A 17,743-nucleotide genomic window follows, 5' to 3' on the forward strand; every position below is an offset into this window, starting at 1 on the left:
AATATTAGAACATTCTATAACATTTTCCTATAGAAAAACAATAGAAAAACTTACATTTTCAAACACTATTATACATCTCATAAATAATTAATTGTATAATGATATTAACGTATTAATTTGAATGGAGGTTTTCAAATGGTATATCAAGTAGATGGCAATACTATCGTATTAGTTCTAGAACAAGGTGAAGATATTATTGAAGCTGTAACGGATCTTGCTCGTGAGCAAAACGGTAAATTTGGAACGGTTAGTGGTATTGGAGCTTGTGACGACGTAGAATTAAATTTCTATAATTTAGAAACTAAAACCTATGAAAAAAAGGAAATTAAAGAACCTTTAGAATTAATTAGCCTGTTAGGTAATATTTCTCATATTGATGAAAAGCCGTTTGCACATTTACATGCAACTTTTGGTACTAACCAATATGAAACATTAAGCGGTCATTTAACAAAAGCAGTTGTATCTGCTACCGCAGAAATCGTCATTACAATGACAAACCTAGATATAAATCGTAAACACAATGCAGACATAGGATTGAATTTATTAGACTTGTAAATTGTTTGTGTCCATTTAACAATAATGAATCATTAGTCCATAAAAACATTTACTGTGTTTAACTTCAAAAAATAAAATTTATATATAGGTCAGGAATTATTTGTATACATTTAAACTATCTTAATCAAAACACATGAACATTATTTGCTCTTGCTAAAGCATAAACGTTAATTTCTATTGAAATTAGATAGAAATTAACGTTTTTTCTGTATATATATTCTTTTAATATTGCCAACTAGCACACTTCAATTATTTTTGTACTAACATTTATCGATTACCATTTTGAAACGTCTTGACGCTCTGAGTTTGAATTTGTGAGAAATTACAAGTCCAAATCATACTAATAAACTTTAAAAGTAAACAACCTCATTGCTCAAAAACGGAAAATTTAAAAATAATGTATATTAACTCAAATGCTTTATATTTACTTTGTTTTGAAAATAGCTATTTATGTATAACTTGTTTTTATTTTAAAACGTTTTCAATAGGTTCGAATTATGTTTATAATTGAAATTTTCGTTTATAAATTGTATTATGAAAAATCACATTCGTAATTTTATATTGCTGTTCCCTTGATATTGAGCTTTTTGAGGGGATTTTTATTTGCTATTTAAAAATTAAACTGCTTGTCATTTACTAAACTTAGTCAATGAGAATATTAAAAATACATTTTCAAACAAAGTCGTATTTTTAACATTAGCTAAAACTGGACCCCCTAAAAATAATTATATGATCATGTGTGTTTATCACATATATAAATCTAAAAGGAAAGTAGGTGTAAGTATCGCCCCACGTTACATTGCTAGAACAATATTTTTAATTTTAATGATTATATCTATTTTCTTTAACCAATTTTATCAATTTATGACACTCAATCTATTTTTAGCATATATTCCATTTGAATTGTGCTTACTATTAAATTTATTTAAACCGAAATATAAATATGAATGGCCATTATTTATCGTTTTTGTACTTATATTTTTATGCATGGTACCCAATACACTATATATGGTTACTGATTTAATACATTTAAATCAATTTACTTTTAATTTTTATCAAGGGCTAATCATCGTTGAATGGATGTATTTTACTTTTTTAGTTGCCGGTGTCTTGTTAGCCTTATATTTATTAATTTTAATGTTTGTAGAAATGGAAAATTTTACAACGCATCGTTGGTTAAATAGAATCATTGTATTAATAATGATGTTTTTAAATGGCTTAGGTATTTATATCGGACGGTTCTTGCGTTTGCATTCTGTTTATATTATCAATGAACCACTTCGAATTTACAGAGAAGTCATCAATCATTTAGATTTTGATGCTTTCCTATTTGTCATATTACTGGTATTGCTTCAAGTTTTAATTTATACATTTGCGAAAGGAGTACAACATACAAAATGACTTTTAATATTTTAATTTTACTTATTGTACTCATCTTATTTCAGCTAATTATTGGACATTTACTCCATGACATAGGATTTTCATACACAAAAAGCATTCTACTCATGTGTTTACCACTAGGTATCGGTTTATTTTATTTGCAATTATTTTATTACGAACGTAAATATCCTGATTGGCATGTTTCTATTAAAACAAAGTTAAGGTTAAAGTATATGTATATTTTAACTTTTCTTGAGTACGTTGCGGTGTATATCTGTATTTTCAGGATGTAATCACAAATTTAATTATATAACGAAACACCCACAGCAGACTTATTAGCCATGTTGTGGGTGTTTCTTTTTAAAAAAGTTATTTATTTTTTAGCGATTGTTTTACTTGTTGAACAGCATTTGCTGAAATTTTTAATTGTTTTAATTCTTCACCAGAAAGCTCGAGTTCTAAGATACGTTCTATACCATTTTCTCCTAATATTGTAGGGACACCTAAGCAAATATCAGAAAAACCATATTCATTCTCTAAATATGCAATAGAGGGTAATAAACGTTGTTGATCTTTTAAAATTGCTTCCAACATCGTATACACTGCTGAAGCTGGCGCATAATAAGCAGAACCAGTACCTAATAATTCTACTATTTCAGCACCACCTTTTCGAGTACGTTCAATAATTTGGTTAATAGTAGTTTCATCTAATAATTTAGTCAATGGTACACCATTAACATTTGTAGCATTAACTAACGGAAGCATGGTATCTCCATGACCGCCTAGTACTAATCCTTTAATATCTTTAATCGAAACGCCTAAAGCTTCCGCTATAAATGTTTGATATCTTGCAGTATCTAAAATACCCGACTGTCCAAGAACGCGTTCTTTAGAGAAACCTGATGCTTTTAAGACCGAATAGGTCATTGCATCAACCGGATTAGTGAGCACTATTATTTTACATTCAGGAGAATATTTAACAATTTCTTTTGTGACATCTTCCATTACTTGTTCATTTATTTTAACCAAATCATCTCTGCTCATTCCAGGCTTGCGTGGTACCCCAGCAGTAATCACAACAATATCCGAGTCTTTTGTATCTGCATAGTCTACTGAGCCTGAAACATTTACATCAAAGCCATAAATTGGACTACTTTGTAATATATCCAGTGCTTTACCTTTAACCTGTCCTTCATTTTTAGGTTGATCAATTAATACAACATCTGCTAATTCATGTTTAGCTATAATAAAAGCTAATGTAGATCCTGTATTGCCAGCACCTATAATAGAAACCTTTTGTTTTGTCATAATATCATCCCCTTATAATGATAGATAAGTGAATTGTCTTAGTATGCTTGAATTACATTTCTCAATTTATTGCGTTAGTGGGACTTATGCATGAATCTCAATCCTAGTCAACTTTGGCAAAGTGTGCACATACAATCAATTTGAATAAATTTAAGTGCTATCTCACACCATAAGATGTTAATAAGTAAACCATTCTTTAGTAGCTACTAAAATATTGTTCGAATTCGCAAAGCTTATGCTTAATTTTGCTTATGCTTTCGTTGACGTTTCAACCACTTCCAAATAATAAAAATAATTAAAATAATAAGTACGATATAAATCATTTTAGAGTAAATATCCATATAGTGCACAATCACATGCCAATTGCTACCAACTGTTTGTCCTAAATAAATTAAAACGATATTCCAAATCAATGTACCAATTGTTGTAAATAATAAAAACAAAGGCATATTCATGCGTGTTAAACCAGCAGGAATTGAAATTAAACTTCTTAAAAGAGGTACAAATCTACAGAAAAATATCGTCCAATAACCGTATCGCTCGAACCAATGCAGTGTTTTATCTAAATCACTTCTTTTTACTCATATTATTTTTCCATAACGATCTACAATTTTATATAAATTTCTTTCTCCTATCCAAGCACCTATGCCATAAAGAGCAATCGCTCCAACAATAGATCCTACAGTTGATGTAAGTGTTACACCAATAAAACTCAAGTTTGAGTGTGTGGTCATAAAACCACCAAACGTTAAGATGATTTCAGAAGGTATAGGAGGGAAGATATTTTCTAAAAATATCAGAAAAGCAATTCCCCAGTAACCAAATTGTTCCATAAAATGAGTGATCCATTGCTCCATGTATACCCTCCTACTACTTATTTAGATCAAGTAATATTGTACATTATAGTAAATTATTTGATTTAGCATATAAATACATCGTCATTCCAAATAGTGCTAATGACATTAAGGTTAAGATAATTGCTAAGACCATCACACGTTTATAATGCTTTATAAACGCCACAAACAATATCCCACCATTGTATAAAAAGAACAAACCAAACAATGCCATCATGACATTTATGTCAGGATATATTATGTTTAATAAAGCAATTACTATTGCAAAACCTAAAAAAGGAAAGTTAATAAAATTGCGTTGAAATCTAAACTGATCTCTATGATGTTGTTCATTCTGAATACTCATGTTCTACGCTCCTTCTAATTAGAATCTAAGGAATATCATGACCTAAGGAAGCTGTATAAATATCAAACCATTCTTGGTCAGTTAACGTTATTGTCATACCTTGTAATGCTTCATCAATACGATTAATCTTTTGCGTGCCTAACACCGGCATAATTGAAGCTGGATGTTTTTTTAACCAAGACATTATAATTGCAGTTGTCGTAACGTTATACTTTTGTGCCAATGGAGATATAATCGCAGTGATTCTTGCTGATTTTTCGTCTTCAAGATCAAACAGTTTCCCTCCAGCCAACGGACTCCATGACATAATTTTAACATCATCTTTGTACATATAGTTAATGGTTCCATCTTCAATCGCATCTAATGTATAAGGAGAAACTTCTAATTGATTTAAAGTAATATGTAATTTATCACAAACTAAGCATTTACTTAATAAATCATACTGAGATTTGTTAAAATTTGACACACCGAACGATTTGATTTTCCCTTCTTTAACTAAAGATTTAACAGCTTCAGTGATTTCGTGAGGATCCATCAACGGAGATGGTCTATGAATCAATAATGAATCTAACTGTTCTACTTGTAATTGTTTAAGCGAACGTTCCACAGTTTCTCTGATATGTTTTTTACTGTGATCGTATCGATGTCCATTTGCTGTCGCCAAATGCTCTGATGGTAATACAATGCCACATTTAGAAACGATTTCAAGATGCTCACGTAGATTAGGTGATAATTTAAGCGCTTCTCCAAAAATCCCTTCACAACTATAATCACCGTATATATCTGCATGATCCATTGTAGTAATTCCACGCTCGACTAATTCATTAATATAGTAATTTAATTGTTGTGGTGTCCAATCCCAATCTTTTGCTCTCCAAAACCCTTGTATTACATTTGAAAAGGATACATGTTGGTTAACTTTCACTCTTTCCATAATGAATCAAACCCCTTCTTCATTACATTAATTTAAATTAGGTAAATTGTAGCATATCTAATTGATTTCGTAGTTGATTTATATCTAATTGTTCACCAATCATAACAATCGTTAAGGGTACTTCTTTATCAATCGTTTGATAATCTGGTAATCCAAACGCATATTGAAATTCATAAATATCGTTGGGCATATCTTTAAATTTTACATATCCCTTTAATCTTAGAACATTATCTGGCAACCGTAAAATAAATTGATAAAATAATTGTCTATGAATAGGTCCTGAAAAATGATAATGTAGACGATTTATCCCATGATGATGTACATGGTTATTTATATTCATTTGGTTTCCATTTTCAACCAGAGCAATTTGATTCATATCCATATCTGCATATGTAGTAAAATATTTGGATGCTGTTGGATTAATTTTGCGGATTGCTTCATCAAGCTCATGTGTATGATTATCAATGAGATCCATTTTGTTCATCACTATGTCATGGCATACAGATAATTGTTCTTCCATCAATTGAATTGTATGGTTTGTATATTGAAAACGATTTAAGAAGCGAGGCCCATCCACCAAGCCTACTACTGTGGGTTGAGCGACTTGTTCAATAATTTCAGGATCCTGGCATGCTGCAATAATTTCAATTGGATGTGCTAAACCTGTCGCCTCAATTATTATATGGCGCATTGCACTTTTGCTTAGAAAATGTTTTAATTGTTTTATTAAATCTAGTTGCAAATCACAACATACGCAACCATTTAATATTGACGCAACCTCAATATCATCGCTAATAGCATAGCTATCTATATCTAAATTACCGTATTCGTTTACGATTACACTTGGGTTTTCATTGTTTTTTTGTAAATATTTTACATATTTACTAAGAAAAGTTGTTTTACCACTCCCTAAAAATCCTGTGATAATCGTAATTCGGGTTTTTTGATTGTTAATATTTTTCATATACTCACTCATTTCATAAATAAAAATGTTTGCGTAAAACTTTAATTATTCTTATAATTAACCTTTCACTTGATAAAATGTTGACTTTCTTCTAAACTTTATACATACTTTATTTTAGCATGGCACAGTGTGAAAGTATGCTTGAGGAAGTGTTACACAACAATAGACGGATTCAAATCCGATAACAGAAAGAACAAAACGGATAGAATGTCTGGAGGAGAACTTTATGTCTGAACCACTTAATTTAAAGGATCAATTATGTTTCAGTTTGTATAATGCTCAAAGACAAGTAAATCGCTACTACTCTAACAATGTCTTTAAAAAATACAAATTGACATATCCACAGTTTTTAGTTTTAACAATCTTATGGGCTGACTCACCTGTTAATGTGAAAAAAGTCGTAACTGAATTAGCACTTGATACAGGTACTGTATCTCCATTACTAAAAAGAATGGAGCAAGTTGATTTAATTAAACGTGAACGTTCTGAAGTAGATCAACGTGAAGTGTTTATCCACTTAACAGATAAAAGTGAAGCAATTCGACCTGAATTGGACACAGCATGTCAAGATGTGGCAGTTGCATCTTCACTTAGCGCAGAAGAAAACAAAGAACTAAATCGATTACTTTCAAAAGTAATTAATGCCTTTACAGAAGAAAAAGCAAAATAATGCTAAATTCTAAATGTTAAGGTTAAACACTAAGAAATTGATTAATTAAATATATTGATTTAAAGCTAGAGTCTAGGACATTATTGATTTGTCCTAGGCTCTAGTTTATTTTAAAGCCCCACTTCTCAATTTATTGAGTTAGTGGGGCTTATGCATGAGCTACAGCTCAGGTTTTCGCTTTAAATCTTTAACATTTTCCATTTACAAATCAAGTACTTATATTGCTGTCTTTTGTTAAAAAGTCACACTTGATTTAACGTGACCATTTGATATAAATAGCCTTTATTTGATAGTAACGATTGGTAATCTCCTTGTTCTATGATTTTACCGTCAACCATAACCACGATTTTATCAAATTTTGGTAGTAATCGTAAATCATGTGTTGCCACGATTAGTGTTTGAGATTGCTTGTGAATTTCATCCATCACATGATTCGTATGATAAATATCTAACGCTGTTGTAGGCTCGTCCAACACCCAAATCGGAGCTTCTTTCAATAATAATCTTGCAATACCCATTCGTTGAATCTCACCGCCAGACAGTGTATTACCTGCAAGTGTGATGTGTCTATCTAATTCAATGTGCGATAAACCTAGTGTATCAAGAACTTCTTTGATTACTGCATCATCTTTATCAGTGAATAAATTATCACGTACTGTACCATCAAATAACTGTTGTGACTGTAACAGAGCATTAATCGAACTGTATTTATTTGAATCTAAAAGGGTTGTAATATCTTGATTATTTATTAAAACCACACCATTTTCACTTTGATAAAGTCCCAATATTAACTGTAATAAGGTACTCTTACCTGAGCCAGAAGGTCCAATAATTGCTACATGTTCACCTTCATGCACCCGTAATTTCAATTCTTTTAAAGTGTAATTCGATTGATTCCAATATTTAAAATCAACATTTTTAACTTCTACGAAAGGTTGATGCACATCACTTTCTAGTGATAGTGGTTGATTGCCTTGTTGCATTGGGTGAGCAATAACTTCATTAATATTGCTCAATGCTTCATCCGTCTCGGCTTTATAATAAGCCACATTACTCATAGGGATTGCTTGTTCGAATAATGTTAACATCATCAAAACAATACTTGTTAAGTAAACAACATCTAATTGTTGATTTTGCACTTGTATAACACCTAAATATAAAGTTGCAAATAAAGCAATCATTGAAACCAGATTCAAACTATATTCATACAATGATAAGAATCGTTGCTCTTTTGCTTGTGCTTGTTCATACTGATTCAATTGATTTAACACCCGATGTTGATAATATGCTGTTTGGTCAAATCTTGCAAGTTCTTGATACCCTTCTTTATAATCGTAAAATTGATTTAAAAATTGGTCTTGTACACGATTAACATCTCTTTTTAATAATTGTGCTTTTTTCGCGCTTAACCAAGGGATTAAAACCAATGTTATCAACATACTTAAAAAGATGATAATTGCATGAACAAATGAAAAATAAAACGTCACAACCATTGCAATCATTGCCGTTAAACCAATGACTACTGGCGGATAATAAACTCTTAAATAAATATTTTGTAGTGCTTCTACGCTACCAACCATGCGCCCAAGTAAATCACTTGATTTAAATTTTCTATACACATCTGGCACGACAGGTATAATATGTTTGAAGAATTGTACTCTCACATTTCTCAACATAGTAAATGTGGCTCTGTGAGACAGCAATCTTTCAATATATCTTGCAACAGCACGTATAAACCCAAACATTTTAACAGAAACAATTAAAACCATTAATGCAAACAATGGTGCCCCTAAAGCACTTTGCGTCACCATATAACCACTTAAGAAAAACATGCTTAATGCAGTTAAACTGCCCAATATACCTACAATGATAGATAAAATCAAATCTTTATCTACCTTAAATTGAATATGTGGTCTCAACAAAAGCCACCACCTTTATACGCATTTTGCTCGATTACTTTTATAGCTTCAACGGAACCTTCATTAATTTTTATACGTCTATCTGCATTTTTTATTGTATGTTCTCTATGTGCGATAGTGATGATCGTCGTATTTTCAAACTTTCTGTTTATCACAGATTGAATGACATGCTCAGTTTGTACATCTAATCCCGTTGCAGGCTCATCGAATATCAGTACATCAGGTTGTAATAATAATAACCGTGACAGTTCAATTCTTCGCATCTGCCCTCCAGATAGCATCTCTCCACCTTCACCAATCCAAGTATCAATACCCTTTTCTAACTTATTGACAATATTTTTTAAGTTAACATCGTCAAGCGCTTCTAAAATTTTATCTTTTTCAATTTTTTGGAACATCGTCATATTATCTCTTATAGATGCATTAAAAATATATGGATGCTGACTCAAAAAACCAATTTTTAACTGTTGTTTATAAATAACAGAACCATATTGTGGTTTAAAATGTTGTGCTATAACTTGAGCTAAAGTAGATTTTCCAGCTCCACTTTTTCCAATTAATGCAATATGTTCCCCTTCATAAATACTAATGTTGATATCTTCCAAAGCATGTTGCTGTGCATCATTGTATTTATAATATATATGCTCAAGCTGTATTAATGGCTTTTGATAACTATTCGTTTGCACTTGTGGTTTCACATAACCTTCTTGTCGATCTAATAAATCGAAGACAACATCACTTGAGCCTTCACTTTGCTTTCCAGTATGAAAAGATTGACCTAAATCTTTAATAGCATTATAAAATTCCGGTGCTAATATAATTGCTATGGCTGCTGTTTTAAAATCTATACTATTAAATAATATTAATCCTAACCCCGCTTCCAAAGCAACAAGGCCAATTCCAAGCATACTGATAAACTCTAACATCAAACCTGATAAAAAAGCACTTCTTAAAATACGCATTGTTAAATTTCGAAATGTTGTACTTTCTTCATATAAAGATTGTTCTGTAGCTTCTGTTTTATTAAATAGTTTGAGAGTAATCAAACCCTTTATTTTATTTAAAAATTGTTGACTAAATTGATTTAAATAAGTCATTTTATCTTTTGACTCATCACGTGTTTTCAACCCAAAAATGATATAAAACATTGGTATAAATGGTGCTGTAACAATCATGATTAAAGCCGTGTTTAAATGTATGAAACACATTGCAATAATGATAAATAGTGGTATCATCATAGACTTAAAAACTTGAGGAAAGTAACTATTAAAGAATGGTGCTATACCATCTATATTTTCAGTCAATGTATTAATTTGAACACCAATAGGTTCTGAAGATTTATTTAAAATCAATTGACGTCGTAAATCATATTTAACGCGAGAAGACATACGATTACCTATCATTTGATTTATTGTGTTAAATGTCGCTCTTGCTAATAAAACAATTAATGTCACTAGTAGTAAAATTAACAAATCTTGATGTGTATGACGTAACATTGCATTTAAAATTTCTGCAATAGCAATGTTCAGAATGACTACAGTAATCGCTAATATTGTACTGATTACAAACATTAATATCGGATAAATTTTATATTTCATCGCTAAACTTGTTAATCTTTTCACAAATATCACCTGGTTCATATTATAAATGGAATGTATTAAAATGAAATGAATTGGCTCAAAAATTAATACATTTTTATTTACTTAATTCATATTTTTGCCATAATTATAATCAAATGATTGAATGCTTTAAATTCAAAAGTAAAAAACAAACTTTTTATAATTATATAATTAATAAATTATAAATAAAAATTTGCAAAAAGAAGTTTGACTTTCTGAATAAAATTTACAATAATTTATCTTTTATCTCATTTAACTGAAGTAAGTACTTTTTCTCTCAGTCTTTAGTCCAAAATCTTATTTATCTATGGCACTTTATAATTTTAATGTGCTATTATTATAAAATGAAAATGAATAAACTATAATCCATATTATGAAAGTAGGTTAATTATGATATTGCTTGAATTGATAAAAGGAATCATTCTAGGAATTGTCGAAGGATTAACTGAGTTTGCACCTGTATCTTCTACTGGACATATGATTCTTGTAGATGATATGTGGTTAAAATCAACTCAATTTTTAGGTTCAGAATCTGCGTTTACCTTTAAAATTGTAATTCAACTCGGTTCTGTATTCGCAGGTGCCTGGGTATTCCGTGAACGTTATTTTGAAATGTTACATATAGGGAAATATAGATCTGAACCTATCGATGGCATCGGTCAAAAACCTAAACGCTTAAACTTACTACATATTATCGTTGGTATGATTCCTGCAGGTATACTTGGTTTAATGTTTGATGATGTTATTGAAAAATATTTATTTAGTGTCCCAACAGTCATGATTGGATTATTTATCGGTGCAATATATATGATTATTGCAGATATATACAGTAAAAAAGTTACGAATCCACAAACTGTAGACCAAATTAATTATTTCCAAGCTTTTGTAATTGGTTTATCCCAAGCTATCGCTATGTGGCCTGGTTTCAGTAGATCTGGTTCTACAATTTCTACAGGTGTGCTCATGAAAATGAACCATAAATCTGCTTCTGATTTCACATTTATTATGGCAGTTCCTGTAATGTTAGCAGCAAGTGGTTTATCTCTAGTCAAAAACTTTGAATATATTCATTTAAATCACATCGGTTTTTACTTCCTAGGGTTTATCACAGCATTTATCGTTGGTTTAATTGCCATTAAAACATTCTTATTCTTAATTAGTAAAATAAAATTGATTCCATTTGCTATTTATAGAATTATATTAGTCATTATTATTGCAATCCTTTACTTTGGTTTTGGTATAGGTCAAGGAATCAGTGGACAATAAAACAGTTAGAGGCTGAGGCAAGTAATTTGTCCAGCCTCTTCTTAAATTTCATGTCCAAAATTGCAGAAATAATTTCCATGAAAGTACGTGTATTTACCGTTTATTATGATGTATTATGGGGTAATAAGTTGATAGTATAAAATTATTGGAGGCAACGAGTATGGACAAAAAGCAATTAATTAAAACAATCATCACAGTAGCGCCTGTGTTTTTAGTACCGTTAATCGTTGAACGTAAACGTATTAAAGATCATCCAGATGTTAAAAAAGCTAGTGATGCAACTGCTAAAGCTTCAAAAACCGTAGCAAACAAATCTGTTCAAATTAAAGATACAGTAGTAGATAAATCTGCAAATGCAAAAGATTATGTTATTGATAAAAAACATAATATGGATCAAAAACGTGAATTAAAACGTATTGCTAAAGAACATGATCCTGCTTACATTGAGAAAAAAGGCGAAAAACTTGAAAAAGAGAATCGTAAAGAAGCAGACAAAATGAAGAAGAAATTACAAAAAAATATTGATAAACGCCACAATAAAGAAGAAAAAAAACGTCAAGATAATGAAAAACAACGCATTCAATCTATGAAAAAATCTAATAAACATATGGAAAAAGTTGGCATGACACCAGGAAAATTAGACAAAGAGACAGAACAAAAAGGCGAAAAACTTGAAAAAGAAAACCGCAAAGAAATAAATAAATTCAATAAAAAATTACAAAAAAATATTGATAAACGTCATAAAGAAGAAGACAAAGCTCGCGAAAAAAATAAAAAAGACCGTTTAGCGGAGTTCAAAAAATACAAAAATTATGTTGCTAAAAGCATTGTAAAGCAAAACAATGAAGAAAAAGGTAAATAATTATTATGACTCAAGTCATCATTGATGGAGATGCTTGTCCTGTTACCAATTCTGTTGTTGAATTGACAAAAGGGACAAGCATCTTTGTTACCATTGTCCGAAGCTTTAGTCATTTTTCTTCAAAAATGCAACCTGATCACGTCAATGTCATTTATGTTGATGATGGCCCGGATGCAGTCGACTATAAAATTGTTAAAATCACGCGATCAGAAGATATTGTAATAACACAGGATTATGGACTTGCAAGTTTATTATTAAACAAAGCTAAAGTTGTGATGCACCATAAAGGATTTATATTTGATCAAAATAATATCAACACTTTGTTAGAACAACGACATGCGAGTGCACAATTTCGAAAAAGTGGCGGGCGCACTAAAGGCCCATCTTCTTTTACAACAGATGACATTGCGATATTTGAACAAAAATTTTTGTCTATAATTAATGATGTGTCATTATTTACGGAGGAATAAAGTATGAAAAAAATTGCTGTTTATTGCGGTGCTAGTAAAGGTAAAGATGAATCTTACATGAAACAAGCTTACCAATTAGGCACTTATATGGCTAAACATAACTATGAATTAGTATTTGGTGCTGGTTCTGTTGGAATTATGGGAGCTATTCAAGATGGCGTATTAGATCACGGAGGTAGTGCTATTGGCGTGATGCCAAATATGTTAAATGAACGAGAAATTACTAGTACGAGACTAAGCGAACTCATTTTAGTTGATTCTATGCATGAAAGAAAAAACAAAATGGCAGAATTAGCAGATGCGTTTGTCATGGCTCCAGGAGGCGCTGGTTCTTTAGAAGAATTCTTTGAAATGTATAGTTGGTCGCAAATCGGTATTCATGAAAAACCAATCGCTATCTATAATATCAACGGCTTTTTTGAGCCTTTGCAAACATTGATTGACCATATGATTCATGAAGGCTTTATCGATAAAAAATATCAATCGCTGGCACCGCTATGTAACAATCCTGAAGCACTGTTCGAAGCGATTCATAACTATGAACCATTAGGTATTAGAAGTTACGACTAAATTTTAAAAGCAGAGATATGTGTGCACTACAAATGCCACTACCTCTGCTTTTCTTATGCTTAAAATAGTATTGCCAGTAATTGTTTTAATATTATTAATGCAACAATCACAATAATTATTGCTGAAAATTTATTTAATATTAAAATATATTTGCCTCTTTTATCAATATTACCTACGACTTTACCTGCAATTGCCAAAAATATAAACCAGATCCAAGAAACAGCAATTGTCGTCATCGTAAAAACCATTTTATCCACGCCTTCATATATTGCTGCATTCGTTCCTATAACACCAATAGTATCCATAATTGCATGAGGATTTAATAATGAGACTGACATGGCAAATCCAATTTGCTTTCGCGCGGACATTGATTGATAACGTTCAAGCGTTTGTGGTTTTTCATGCCATAATGACCAAGCCATGTAACTAAGAAAGATAAAGCCGACACAATAAATTACGATTTGTAACATCGGTAGTGATAGTAATAAGACTGACACCCCTAATACAGCTAATACTATTAATAATGTATCACATAACCCTGCAGCTATAATTACTGGTATAGTCTTAATTAATTGTTTTTGGTTTGCTCCTTGGTTAAATACAAATACATTTTGTGCGCCTAAAGGTAAGATTAAACCCAAAGCTAAAAACAAACCATGAATCATTGGTTGCAACATATTATCTCCTCTTTCTTCAAAACTAAATTATCATTAAACCGTACCAGTTTTCACTCAAACTTAACTAACGCAAAAATATGATATTCATAATAAATAAGAATTATTTATCATTATGTATTTATTGACGCATGATACGTGTGCAGTCAATAAATGAATGAATCCTATACACTAACCATAAGCATTAAATATTCAAATATGAGTTATGACCATTTTTCTATATATAATTATGATACAATATATTTAATTGATTTTTACCAACCAGTTATAATTTTAAAAACCCACCAATTACTTAAAGGAGATTTAGCATGTTCATGCCAAAATATAAAGCAATTATTGATGACATACTTTCGAAGATTAAAAATGGTGATTTAGAAGCAGGTATGAAATTACCTTCTCAGAGAAATTTGGCAGCTCAATATCGCGTCAATCGTTCAACTATTATTCAGTCCTTAGAAATACTACAAAGTTATGGAATTTTAGAAAGCAAAGCACGTAAAGGGTTATACGTTTCGAAAAGTAATTGGAATACTTATATTAATCATAATATGAATTGGCATGACTACATTAAAAATAGCGCTTCTAAAAATAATCAATACTTTATACAACGAATTAACGAATTAGAATTCGATGCGCATATCTTACGTTTAAGTACTGGTGAACTCAGTCCACAATTAATCCCAAACAAGCAATTTCAAGATATTTTTTCAAAACAAACGACTACTGCGCTTAAAACTAATTATGAACACCCCTTAGGTAATTTAAATTTAAGAAAAGCAATTGTAAATCATGTTAAAAAATTGGGGATTGAATGTGATGAAGCAAACATTTGCGTCACTTCAGGTGCATTGCAAGGATTAAAACTCATCGCTGATGGTTTACTGATTCCAAATTCAAAGATAATTATAGAAACGCCCTCATATATAAATTCTGTGCATACATGGCATAACATTCGAGCAGATCTTAGGTTTTTGACAATATCTAAAATCAAACAACAAATTAACACTATTTTCAATGCTAAAACACTGTATAAAAATAGCATTTTTTATTGTATACCGACTTTACATAACCCTACACAACACGCATATACGCAAACAGAAAAATATAAATTAATTCAACAATGCCAACAAACAGGAATCCCTATAGTAGAAGATGACGTTTATGGCGACTTGTGGTTCGAAGGAGATCGTCCTCAACCTTTAAAGTCATTAGAAGAGAATGATAATATCCTATATATTAGTAGTTTATCTAAAACGGTAAGCCCTGGTTTAAGGGTAGGATGGATTATAGGTAAACCATCAGTTGTTATGCACTTAGCGGATTTGAAAATGCAAAATGATTATGGTGCCAGTTCATTATCACAATTTATCGCAACTGAATGGCTAAATAACCCCTTATACCATGAACAACATGTAAATTATTTAAAACAAGCACTTATAGAGAGACGTGATAAATTTTTAGCATCTTTAAATCAACATTTTCAAGATTTAGGTACTTGGTCCATACCTAAAGGTTCTTATTATATTTGGTTCAAATTAAATGTACCAATAAACATGAAAGTACTGTTCGATTTAGCGATACAAAATCAAATTTTAATCAATCCAGGCGAAATTTATGATAAAAACGCACAATATCATATAAGATTTTCTTATTCCTATATAAACATTGAAGATATAGAATTCGCATTACAAAAATTAAGCCAACTTATTAAAAAACTAACATCTAGCAAAACACTTTAAAACACAGTCACCATACCGCTTTTATGTCATGCTGACGCCTAGGGAAATGATATGAATGAGAGACTAATGTCTTGAATCACATTCCCAGGCAGGCATGGACGATACAAAATCATAGTAAACAAAAAGACTAATCCATATATTAAAAATTGGATTAGTCTTCTTCATAAGAATAGGATTTATACCCCATTACTTATTTACAATTTTATTTTGCTTGTTTTGTTAAATCTTTATAATATCTAACATGTCTTTTAAGTGGATGATACTTACTTAATTCTGGATATTCAAAGAAATCATATAGTTTCATACCTATTTTTTCCATAACCTTACGTGAAGGTTCATTATTTTCTGAAGTAAATGCATAGACCTCGTTAATCCCCTGCTGTTTTGCATATTCGAGTACCGCTTCTGCACCTTCAGTAGCGAAACCATTCCCCCACACTTCGGGGATCAAACGCCAACCGATTTCATAGAATGGTAGCTCATCAAACGTATACTTGCTGGCTTTAGGTACATAGTTCAATCCAATAAAACCAAGCCATCCATTTGTTTCTTTTAATTCAACAGCAAAAAGGCCTATATCATGATTGATAATAATATCATTCATCTTTTTCATATCATGTTCTGAACGTCGAAAACTTAATAAACTTGGAAAATATCTACGGACTTGGTGATTCGCGTTCATCTGCTGAAATGGAAGTAAATCTTCTGCTTGCCAGTCCCGTAACCTTAAACGCTCAGTTTCTATATAAACTGTCATACTGTTACACCTCTAAACTGGAAATTAAATTTCTATAGAAAATAACGCGTTATGATTATTCTCATACCGCGCTATCACATGGATTAAACATTGCTTATGCTCTTGAAATATAGCTAATCAATTCAACGTTTACAGCTACTTCTTTCAACCGACCACGTTCACTTTTGGGTGCCGTAAATGTTGCATCTATGAAATCATTTTTATGATTTAATTTGTAAGTAGCTACAAATGTATCTGTATCAGATTCAAAATTGGGTAAATGTGCAATAACACGTTTAATTTCACCAGTCGAATCTTTGATTTCTCTACCAGTAATACTTTCAATTTCTCTACCTAATTCTGGGAGCGTAATTGAACGCCCTTCTAATAATACAAAATCTTTTTCATGCATCGTTATTCCCTCTTTCTCCTAATGAAAAATGATTATTTATAAACTGCGTATAATAAATGATTCATTATAAAGTCACACTTAATATAAAGTAATACTAAGCAACTGACTCATAATTTCAAATCTATTTTTTAGAAACTTTTTATATTCATTACGTTAATGATACCCATTATAACAATTTGTAAAACGATAGTACAATAATTTCCTGGGAAATATTGCATGAAATCCATTTGTAACGCAATTAGTATAGAAGCTTATGTTTCAGCATTAACATCTTTTTCTAAATTCTTCGACTTATCTTTCAGTTTATCTTTCTCTTTTTCTAAGTCTTCTTTTTGTTTTTTCAAATCTTTATTTTGTTTTTCTAATTTATCAATATCTTTCTCTAACGTTGCTTTTTCATCATTTTTCCCACATGCAGTCAATAAGACAGTGGATGCTAGTATGAGTGCTAAACATTTCTTCATG

At 30.8% G+C, this 17,743-nt stretch carries 19 protein-coding genes and 1 pseudogene; 9 read left to right on the forward strand and 11 right to left on the reverse strand.

Going from position 1 to position 17,743, the window contains the following annotated elements; all coding sequences use genetic code 11:
* Nucleotides 1-135: 135 nt before the first annotated feature.
* The 3 genes from KA814_RS03385 to KA814_RS13610 all read left to right on the forward strand — a co-directional run bounded on the left by KA814_RS03385 (nucleotide 136) and on the right by KA814_RS13610 (nucleotide 2,228).
* Nucleotides 136-555, forward strand: a complete 420-nt coding sequence (locus KA814_RS03385) for a PPC domain-containing DNA-binding protein (protein ID WP_064209540.1) — start codon at nucleotides 136-138, stop codon at nucleotides 553-555.
* Between the two features lie 735 nt (nucleotides 556-1,290).
* Nucleotides 1,291-1,956 (forward strand): DUF1361 domain-containing protein, encoded by a 666-nt coding sequence (locus KA814_RS03390; RefSeq protein ID WP_081254279.1) that lies wholly within the window; start codon nucleotides 1,291-1,293, stop codon nucleotides 1,954-1,956.
* Entirely contained in the window at nucleotides 1,953-2,228 is a 276-nt protein-coding gene (locus tag KA814_RS13610; RefSeq protein WP_064209541.1) for a hypothetical protein, read from the forward strand. The genes KA814_RS03390 and KA814_RS13610 overlap by 4 nt, the downstream gene beginning before the upstream one ends.
* 76 nt (nucleotides 2,229-2,304) lie before the next feature.
* Here KA814_RS13610 and mdh read toward each other — a convergent pair whose 3' ends face one another.
* The 5 genes and pseudogenes from mdh to KA814_RS03415 form a co-directional block, all read right to left on the reverse strand.
* Nucleotides 2,305-3,243 carry a malate dehydrogenase gene (gene mdh, locus KA814_RS03395; protein WP_064209542.1) on the reverse strand — a complete coding sequence of 313 codons (939 nt, stop codon included), beginning with the start codon at nucleotides 3,241-3,243 and terminating at the stop codon, nucleotides 2,305-2,307.
* Nucleotides 3,244-3,482: 239 nt separating this feature from the next.
* Nucleotides 3,483-4,100: pseudogene (locus tag KA814_RS03400) on the reverse strand (DedA family protein).
* Nucleotides 4,101-4,143: 43 nt separating this feature from the next.
* Nucleotides 4,144-4,443, reverse strand: coding sequence for a hypothetical protein (locus tag KA814_RS03405; protein ID WP_064209544.1), 300 nt, complete (start codon nucleotides 4,441-4,443; stop codon nucleotides 4,144-4,146).
* Nucleotides 4,444-4,468: 25 nt separating this feature from the next.
* Nucleotides 4,469-5,377: an aldo/keto reductase gene (locus KA814_RS03410; protein ID WP_064209545.1), complete on the reverse strand. Its 909-nt coding sequence runs from the start codon at nucleotides 5,375-5,377 to the stop codon at nucleotides 4,469-4,471.
* A gap of 37 nt (nucleotides 5,378-5,414) precedes the next feature.
* On the reverse strand, nucleotides 5,415-6,341 hold the full coding sequence (locus KA814_RS03415) for a CobW family GTP-binding protein (RefSeq protein ID WP_064209546.1): 927 nt from the start codon (nucleotides 6,339-6,341) through the stop codon (nucleotides 5,415-5,417).
* A gap of 226 nt (nucleotides 6,342-6,567) precedes the next feature.
* On the opposite strand from KA814_RS03415, the gene mgrA reads away from it, so the two are divergent.
* Complete coding sequence (gene mgrA / locus KA814_RS03420; protein ID WP_046207364.1) at nucleotides 6,568-7,011, forward strand: global transcriptional regulator MgrA; 444 nt, start codon at nucleotides 6,568-6,570, stop codon at nucleotides 7,009-7,011.
* 242 nt (nucleotides 7,012-7,253) lie between these two features.
* On the opposite strand, the gene cydC is transcribed toward mgrA, so the two are convergent.
* Both cydC and KA814_RS03430 read right to left on the reverse strand, forming a co-directional pair.
* Nucleotides 7,254-8,930, reverse strand: a complete 1,677-nt coding sequence (gene cydC / locus KA814_RS03425; protein ID WP_064209547.1) for a thiol reductant ABC exporter subunit CydC — start codon at nucleotides 8,928-8,930, stop codon at nucleotides 7,254-7,256.
* Entirely contained in the window at nucleotides 8,927-10,552 is a 1,626-nt protein-coding gene (locus KA814_RS03430; RefSeq protein WP_064209548.1) for an ABC transporter ATP-binding protein/permease, read from the reverse strand. Before KA814_RS03430 ends, cydC begins: the two co-directional genes overlap by 4 nt.
* 387 nt (nucleotides 10,553-10,939) lie before the next feature.
* On the opposite strand from KA814_RS03430, the gene KA814_RS03435 reads away from it, so the two are divergent.
* From KA814_RS03435 to KA814_RS03450, 4 genes are all read left to right on the forward strand, one after another.
* Nucleotides 10,940-11,815: an undecaprenyl-diphosphate phosphatase gene (locus tag KA814_RS03435; RefSeq protein ID WP_046207361.1), complete on the forward strand. Its 876-nt coding sequence runs from the start codon at nucleotides 10,940-10,942 to the stop codon at nucleotides 11,813-11,815.
* Between the two features lie 160 nt (nucleotides 11,816-11,975).
* Nucleotides 11,976-12,677: a hypothetical protein gene (locus KA814_RS03440; protein ID WP_064209549.1), complete on the forward strand. Its 702-nt coding sequence runs from the start codon at nucleotides 11,976-11,978 to the stop codon at nucleotides 12,675-12,677.
* A 5-nt stretch (nucleotides 12,678-12,682) separates the two neighbouring features.
* Nucleotides 12,683-13,147, forward strand: a complete 465-nt coding sequence (locus KA814_RS03445) for a YaiI/YqxD family protein (RefSeq protein WP_064209550.1) — start codon at nucleotides 12,683-12,685, stop codon at nucleotides 13,145-13,147.
* A 3-nt stretch (nucleotides 13,148-13,150) separates the two neighbouring features.
* Entirely contained in the window at nucleotides 13,151-13,717 is a 567-nt protein-coding gene (locus tag KA814_RS03450; protein WP_046207358.1) for an LOG family protein, read from the forward strand.
* A gap of 59 nt (nucleotides 13,718-13,776) precedes the next feature.
* Here the strand turns inward: KA814_RS03450 and KA814_RS03455 are convergent, their stop codons facing one another.
* Entirely contained in the window at nucleotides 13,777-14,394 is a 618-nt protein-coding gene (locus tag KA814_RS03455; protein ID WP_064209551.1) for a LysE/ArgO family amino acid transporter, read from the reverse strand.
* A 305-nt stretch (nucleotides 14,395-14,699) separates the two neighbouring features.
* Here KA814_RS03455 and KA814_RS03460 point away from each other — a divergent pair, with 305 nt between their 5' ends.
* Nucleotides 14,700-16,130, forward strand: a complete 1,431-nt coding sequence (locus tag KA814_RS03460) for an aminotransferase-like domain-containing protein (protein WP_064209552.1) — start codon at nucleotides 14,700-14,702, stop codon at nucleotides 16,128-16,130.
* Between the two features lie 202 nt (nucleotides 16,131-16,332).
* Here KA814_RS03460 and KA814_RS03465 read toward each other — a convergent pair whose 3' ends face one another.
* The 3 genes from KA814_RS03465 to KA814_RS03475 all read right to left on the reverse strand — a co-directional run bounded on the left by KA814_RS03465 (nucleotide 16,333) and on the right by KA814_RS03475 (nucleotide 17,742).
* Entirely contained in the window at nucleotides 16,333-16,887 is a 555-nt protein-coding gene (locus KA814_RS03465; RefSeq protein WP_064209553.1) for a GNAT family N-acetyltransferase, read from the reverse strand.
* A 94-nt stretch (nucleotides 16,888-16,981) separates the two neighbouring features.
* The gene (locus KA814_RS03470) at nucleotides 16,982-17,278 is read right to left on the reverse strand and encodes a hypothetical protein (RefSeq protein ID WP_046207354.1); all 297 of its coding nucleotides are present in this window, start codon (nucleotides 17,276-17,278) and stop codon (nucleotides 16,982-16,984) included.
* A gap of 251 nt (nucleotides 17,279-17,529) precedes the next feature.
* The gene (locus KA814_RS03475; RefSeq protein WP_046207353.1) at nucleotides 17,530-17,742 is read right to left on the reverse strand and encodes an SA0632 family lipoprotein; all 213 of its coding nucleotides are present in this window, start codon (nucleotides 17,740-17,742) and stop codon (nucleotides 17,530-17,532) included.
* Between the last annotated feature and the right edge of the window lies 1 nt (nucleotide 17,743).

The organism is Staphylococcus sp. GDY8P196P, assembly GCF_017891705.1.
GTDB classification, from domain to species: domain Bacteria; phylum Bacillota; class Bacilli; order Staphylococcales; family Staphylococcaceae; genus Staphylococcus; species Staphylococcus ureilyticus.